Source organism: uncultured Amphritea sp. (genome assembly GCF_937127095.1).
Classification (GTDB): domain Bacteria; phylum Pseudomonadota; class Gammaproteobacteria; order Pseudomonadales; family Balneatricaceae; genus Amphritea.
This window is the reverse complement of sequence record NZ_CAKZLP010000002.1, coordinates 41,822-48,314: the sequence shown is the minus strand read 5'-3', so window position 1 is coordinate 48,314 and position 6,493 is coordinate 41,822. Positions and strand designations below refer to the sequence as shown.

Annotated in this window: 7 protein-coding genes; 6 read left to right on the top strand and 1 reads right to left on the bottom strand. The window is 49.0% G+C overall.

What is annotated here, in order from left to right:
* Window positions 1-502 precede the first annotated feature (502 nt).
* Both Q0499_RS00250 and Q0499_RS23630 read left to right on the top strand, forming a co-directional pair.
* Complete coding sequence (locus Q0499_RS00250) at window positions 503-763, top strand: succinate dehydrogenase assembly factor 2 (protein ID WP_299194513.1); 261 nt, start codon at window positions 503-505, stop codon at window positions 761-763.
* A gap of 4 nt (window positions 764-767) precedes the next feature.
* Complete coding sequence (locus tag Q0499_RS23630; protein WP_363317755.1) at window positions 768-1,193, top strand: protein YgfX; 426 nt, start codon at window positions 768-770, stop codon at window positions 1,191-1,193.
* Here Q0499_RS23630 and nadB read toward each other — a convergent pair.
* On the bottom strand, window positions 1,174-2,769 hold the full coding sequence (gene nadB, locus Q0499_RS00245; RefSeq protein ID WP_299194511.1) for an L-aspartate oxidase: 1,596 nt from the start codon (window positions 2,767-2,769) through the stop codon (window positions 1,174-1,176). The genes Q0499_RS23630 and nadB overlap by 20 nt on opposite strands.
* 251 nt (window positions 2,770-3,020) lie before the next feature.
* On the opposite strand from nadB, the gene rpoE reads away from it, so the two are divergent.
* The 4 genes from rpoE (at window position 3,021) to Q0499_RS00225 (ending at window position 6,450) form a co-directional block, all read left to right on the top strand.
* Window positions 3,021-3,605 (top strand): RNA polymerase sigma factor RpoE, encoded by a 585-nt coding sequence (gene rpoE, locus Q0499_RS00240; protein ID WP_299194508.1) that lies wholly within the window; start codon window positions 3,021-3,023, stop codon window positions 3,603-3,605.
* 114 nt (window positions 3,606-3,719) lie between these two features.
* The gene (locus Q0499_RS00235; RefSeq protein WP_299194505.1) at window positions 3,720-4,568 is read left to right on the top strand and encodes a MucB/RseB C-terminal domain-containing protein; all 849 of its coding nucleotides are present in this window, start codon (window positions 3,720-3,722) and stop codon (window positions 4,566-4,568) included.
* Between the two features lie 5 nt (window positions 4,569-4,573).
* Entirely contained in the window at window positions 4,574-5,008 is a 435-nt protein-coding gene (locus Q0499_RS00230) for a SoxR reducing system RseC family protein (protein WP_299194502.1), read from the top strand.
* Window positions 5,009-5,046: 38 nt separating this feature from the next.
* Window positions 5,047-6,450, top strand: a complete 1,404-nt coding sequence (locus tag Q0499_RS00225) for a DegQ family serine endoprotease (RefSeq protein ID WP_299194500.1) — start codon at window positions 5,047-5,049, stop codon at window positions 6,448-6,450.
* The last annotated feature ends 43 nt before the right edge of the window (window positions 6,451-6,493 follow it).

Below are 6,493 nucleotides of genomic sequence, written 5' to 3'. Positions count from 1 at the left end.
GTAGGTCATCGCCAAGCACCTAATTACGAAACAGCCCCGATCATTAACATGATCGGGGCTTTTTTCGTTTAGACGCCACTACGCGGATTGAAACAAAGACGTGTCGAGACGCGACTGCGTCGCTTGCTAGAACGACGCTGCGCGCCTGCTAGTGGTTAGAACAAGCGTAAGAGCCTTCCTAGCGGGGGTGAGTGTCATCCTCAGGGAAAGATGCTTCGTAAGCGGGTACCTCGTCGCGATGTTTTACAATCCAGCCTCTCTGGCTCCCGGCTTTTTCTAGCAGGAGCCGCAGGCTCCGTTCTAGCGAGCTGCGAAGCAGCGGTCTAGCTGCTGACTTTTCACGTCTGGCGACTGATCTTATATGATTCCTGTCATTATTAACCGGAACTGCCCCTTGTTTGACTTGCTAGGAGGGTCGATTGTTTTATATATTGCGTACCTTGTTTTAATCCTTGGCGCGATAACCGCGATAATTCGTTCTTTATTATTAAGCAGGTCGATCATGTACACCGAAGAAGATATTCGCCGTTTACGCTGGCAAAGCCGAAGAGGTATGCTGGAACTGGATGTGTTGTTTGTACCATTCATTGAAGACGCTTTTAAGGACCTGGCGGAGGATGATCAGGACCGTTTTGTGAAACTTCTGGCCTGTGAAGATACCGATCTGTTTGTCTGGCTGATGGAGCGGGAAGAGGCTGAAGATCCTGATATGCAACGTATCGTGCGGATTATTCTGGATCGTGTTCAGCCCACTGCAAATTAATGTAATGCCCTCTGTTGTGGCGCGGGGGGTATTTCTGCTGCTCACTGCTTTATCATTTTTTTCGCTCTGGACCTCGGGCCTGAGTGTTACTTTTCAGTTTATTCTTTCAATTCTTTGTATCTGTTACTTAGCCTTTTGCTGGCCTCGTGTTATTACGCTGACGCATCCTCGCTGTGTGACCGGCATACGCTGGCTTGCTGAACGAAAAACGGTAGTCGTCTGTCTGGGAGAGGGTGACTGGAGAGAAGTGGAAGTGATACAACAGAGGCTTAATTATCCTCTGTTGCTGGGGTTAAAGCTGAAATTGCGGGGACAGAGTCGTTCTGTATCGGTGGTTATCTGGCGTGATAGTGTGACGGCTGATCATTTTAGAAAACTCAGGGTTTTATTGCGATTTGCGCCGCCACCGGTTAGCGCCAGTCATAGTTAACCGGTGTCAGGATGGTGTCTCTTGCTTCTGCACCTGTTTCCGGATAATCCAGTGTATAGTGCAGGCCACGGCTTTCCTGGCGTTGCATCGCTGAGCGTATAATCAGGTCAGATACAACCGCGAGATTTCGCAGTTCCAGCAGGTCACGGCTGACTTTGTAGTTACTGTAATACTCACTGATCTCCTGTTGTAACAGGTCGACTCTGTGTTTGGCCCGCTGTAACCGCTTATTGGTTCTTACGATGCCGACGTAATCCCACATGAAACGGCGTAGCTCGTCCCAGTTGTGCGCGATAATAACGTCTTCATCTGAGTTGGTTACCTGGCTTTCATCCCAGGCGGGAATCTCGGGTAACTCCCCAAGTGGGTGGTTGTGGCTGACAATGTGTTTTGCCGCTGATGATGCATAGACAATACATTCAAGAAGAGAGTTACTGGCAAGTCTGTTGGCGCCGTGGAGTCCGGTAAATGATGTCTCGCCGATGGCATAAAGTCCGTCAACATCGCTCATACCATGCTGGTTGGTCATTACTCCGCCACATGTGTAGTGGGCTGCAGGGACGACGGGGATGGCTTCTTTGGTAATATCAATACCGTATTTAAGACAGCGTTCATAGATTGTTGGGAAGTGTTGTTTGATAAATTCTGCAGGCTTATGAGAGATGTCCAGAAACAGGCAATCACAGCCGAGTCGTTTCATCTCATGGTCAATTGCTCTGGCTACAATGTCCCGGGGTGCCAGTTCGCCACGTTCATCAAACTTATCCATAAAGCGGCTACCATCGGGTAACCGCAGCTTTCCACCTTCGCCGCGCACGGCTTCAGATATCAGAAATGATTTTGCCTGGGGGTGGTAAAGGCAGGTTGGGTGAAACTGATTAAATTCCAGATTGCCCACTCTGCAGCCTGCCCGCCACGCCATTGCGATGCCGTCTCCTGAGGCTCCGTCTGGATTGCTGGTGTAGAGATAGGCTTTGCTGACACCACCGGTAGCCAGAACCGTTGACCCGGCTTTAAACACGTCGACATGGCCTGTGTTGTGGTTTAGTACGTATGCACCGATACAGCGGTTGTCGGCGAGGTTTAATTTATGGCGGGTGATCAGGTCTACCGCGATGCGATCTTCAAACAGGTCAATGTTGCTGCACGCGCGGGCTCGCTCGATGAGTGTATGCTGAATCGCCTGGCCGGTAGCATCGGCTGAGTGAATAATACGACGATGACTATGACCACCCTCTTTGGTGAGGTGATATTCATTGCCTTCCCGGGTAAAAGGTACACCTTGTTGAATAAGCCAGTCGATACTCTCTTTTCCGTGCTCAACCGTAAACGCAACAGCATCTCTGCGGCTCAGGTTGGCGCCGGCGGTGATGGTGTCCTGAATATGCGCCTGGGTGCTGTCGGTATCATCAAGTACCGCGGCGACACCGCCCTGGGCCTGATATGTGGATCCGCTGGTCAGGCTGGCTTTGCTGAGTACCGCAATTTTGCATGTGTCAGGTAGTTGCAGGGCAAGCCCCAGCCCAGATGCTCCGCTGCCAATAATTAAGACATCGTACTGAAACTCATTACTCATCTGCGGATTCTCAACTGCTATCAATTAGTCGCTAATTATTGCCTGAACCCGTGTCAGGAGCCATAGCGAGGGGATAATTATTGATTTTTTTTTAAGGTTTATGGAACTTAGTTACGGCATAGTGCTCTTACGATATAACTTTAAGTTCAGCTCAGGTAAAGGGTTGCACTAAATAGGGGGTGGCATTCATACTTCCTTGAAGCTGTAAGCAGCTACATTAGTTTGGAACTGTTCATACAATAAGGAATCGAATGTCCAGCGAGAGCCAAGCATCGATAGATCATAAGCTGGTCAGGCGTGTTCAGGAAGGTGATAAAACTGCCTTTGATCTGTTGGTTAAGAAATACCAGCATAAAATTATTGGCCTGATTGGTCGGTATGTATATGACCATCACGAAGCGATGGATGTGTCTCAGGAGGCTTTTATTAAAGCCTATCGGGCACTACCCAATTTTCGCGGTGATAGTGCTTTCTATACGTGGCTATATCGGATTGCGATCAATACGGCCAAGAATCATTTGGTCGCAAAAGGTCGCAGACCGCCCGATATGGATGTCGATGTAGATGATGCACATCATTTTGAGGGTGATAGCGGGTTAAAAGATATTGAGACCCCTGAAAATAGTTTGTATCGGGATGAGCTGGCACGGGTGGTCAGAGAGGCGATGGATAAACTGCCTCAGGATCTTCGGGCTGCGTTGTCTCTGCGGGAGTTTGATGGCCTGAGTTATGAAGATATAGCTCAGATTATGGATTGTCCGGTTGGTACTGTGCGATCGCGCATATTCCGGGCGCGGGAAGCGATTGATAAAGAGATTGCTCCATTACTGGATTAGTCAGCCCGTTTAGAAAGAATGTTACATCAGGCAGCTAATTTTTATAATTATAGTCGGTGAAGCGGTTTTGCCGATAGCTGTTAAACAGATACTTAATCCGTTAGGAGTTGGCCAATGAGCGAACAACCCAAAGAAGCTCTTTCTGCATTGATGGATAATGAAGTTGGTGACTTTGAGTTACGCAGCCTGTTAAAGCAGAGTGCTGACAATAAAGAGCTCTCAGGTCAGTGGCGGCGCTACCATGTAGCCAGTTCGCTGCTGAAAAATGAGCAGCTGGGTGCGGGTGATATAAGTGCATCAATTATGAATGCGATTGACGCTGAGCCAGCGTTTGAGGTTAGTTCAGCGAACGCCGCTGAAAAAACTGGCCCGTCAGGCAAAAGCTTCTTTAAGCCGCTGATCAGTATGGCTGTTGCTGCGTCGGTTACCGCGATCGTTATTCTGGGAGGGCAGAATTTCACGCTGAATCCACAGCAGTCTGTAGACACCGGGCTTGCACAGGCACCTCAGCCTGCTACAACCAATGTTCAGCCTAGCTTTGCTCCGTCTCGTGATTTGATGAGAGCTCAGTTCGGTGCGCCGCGTATCTCGCATCAAAGCGATAATGGCAATGATAACATCATTCGCTTTAACGCCGGCTTGAACAGTTATATCCGTCAGCATAATGTATTGCGTCAGGGAAAACTGGTCAGTTCTACGCCTGGCTGGATTCCGGAAGGGTATTCCGCGGTGAAGAACGCGATGGCCCCGGGTGCAGAACTGACCGTTTTCAGTAATGGTGTAAACTCTTTTACGCTGAGTATTGAGCGTACTGAAGACGCAGCGGTCCCAGAGGGTGCTACCCAGATGGGCAATATGGTTGCGATTGGCAAGAAAGTAGATCAGTTCTTTGTAACTGTTGTCGGCGATGTTCCGCTGATGGTTGCTGACCGTGTCGCTAACTCAATTGAAAAAATACAGTAAGTAAGATGCTTGAAGAGAATGGACGTGTTGTACGTATCGATTCAGAATCGGTATGGGTCGAAACGGTTAAACAGAGTGCCTGTTCCAGCTGTAGCGCGCAAAAGGGCTGCGGACAAAGTTTGTTAGCCAAGGTGGGTGACGGTAAACGGATGGAAATTCAGGTTGATAACCCGCAACACCTTGAGGTAGGGGTGGATGATGAGGTTACTCTGGGCGTTGGCGAACGTTCGTTTATAACTGCTTCATTTCTTGTTTATTTACTGCCTTTGCTGGTGATGTTTATCTTTTCAGTGACGGTGCAGGTTTTGGGTTTTTCTGAACCTAAAGTGATTTTAAGTGCTGCTTTAGGGTTGGCAGGCGGATTTTTGCTAACCCGCTTTATATCCGGCCTGATAAGCCGGAACTGCAGTTACCGACCGGTGCTGCTTCGCAGAGTCTGATCTATTTGTAGTAATAACTGATATACAGGACAAACGATATGAAACTAGTCAGAGCGACTTTTAGTCTGGTTCTTTTCTGGTTGTGTGTGAGTAGTGTGCATGCTGCGTTGCCAGAGTTTAAATATCTGGTTAAGCAGACCTCCCCTTCAGTCGTCAATATTAGTACAGTCCAGCAGATCCATAGTCAGGTACGCGGGGCGCCGGATATGCAGCTTCCTGACGGGCAGGAGATCCCGGATATTTTTAAGCATTTTTTCCGCATTCCTGAAGGTTATGGTAACGCCCCCCGGCATAAAGCTCCGCAGTCATTAGGGTCTGGATTTATTATTTCGGAAGATGGCTATATTCTGACTAATCACCATGTTATTGCTGATGCCGATAAAGTGATTGTTCGCCTGAGCGATCGGCGGGAGCTGGAAGCGCAGATCATTGGCTCGGATAAGCGCTCTGATGTCGCGTTGTTAAAAATTAATGCGACAGATCTTCCTGTAGTGAAGATTGGTGATTCCGACAAAGCTGAAGTTGGTGAGTGGGTGCTCGCTATTGGTTCACCATTCGGATTTGATCATTCAGTGACTGCCGGAATTATCAGTGCCACAGACAGAAGCCTGGCAAACGAAACCTATGTGCCGTTTATTCAAACCGATGTTGCCATCAACCCGGGTAACTCAGGAGGCCCGCTGTTCAACATGGATGGCGAGGTGATCGGTATCAACTCCCAGATCTATACACGATCCGGTGGGTTTATGGGGTTGTCTTTCTCTATCCCGATGAATGTTGCGATGGAGGTGGTTGATCAGCTCAAAGATAACGGTAAAGTCAGCCGGGGCTGGCTGGGCGTAATTATTCAGGAAGTCAGCCGGGATCTGGCTGAATCTTTTGGTCTGGACAAGCCTGAAGGCGCTTTGGTTGCCAAAGTTCTGCCAGATAGCCCTGCAGAAGCTGCAGCCCTGCAGGAGGGCGATATTATCTATAGTTTCAATGGTGTTCCGATTGACCGCTCTGGAGACTTACCTCACCAGGTTGGACGTATCCCTCCGGAAACCGATGCGAAGGTTGGCGTTGTCCGCAATGGCAAGAAACAGACAATTACGGTGACGATTGGTTTGCTGCCGGCTCAGGGTGAAGAGTTAAAAGCATCGGCCAAAAGTGAGGAAAAAGCATCAACTAACCGACTGAATATAAAACTCAGTGCACTGGACGATCAGCTGCGTGAGCGGTTGAGCGTGACCGATGGTGTTGTGGTGCGTCAGGTTGATGAGGGCGCGGGTGCGGACTCCGGTTTGATGGTGGGTGATGTGATTACCATGCTTAACGGTGAAGAGATTGATTCGATCGATAAATTTGCCAGCGTGGTGGATGTTTTGCCGGAGAACAAAGCGGTGCCGATGAGAATAGTCCGTCGTGGTAGTCCGATGTTTATCCCCCTTAAACTCAAATAGATCAGTGTGATTCAGAGGGGCTTTCAGCCCCTCTGTTTATTTT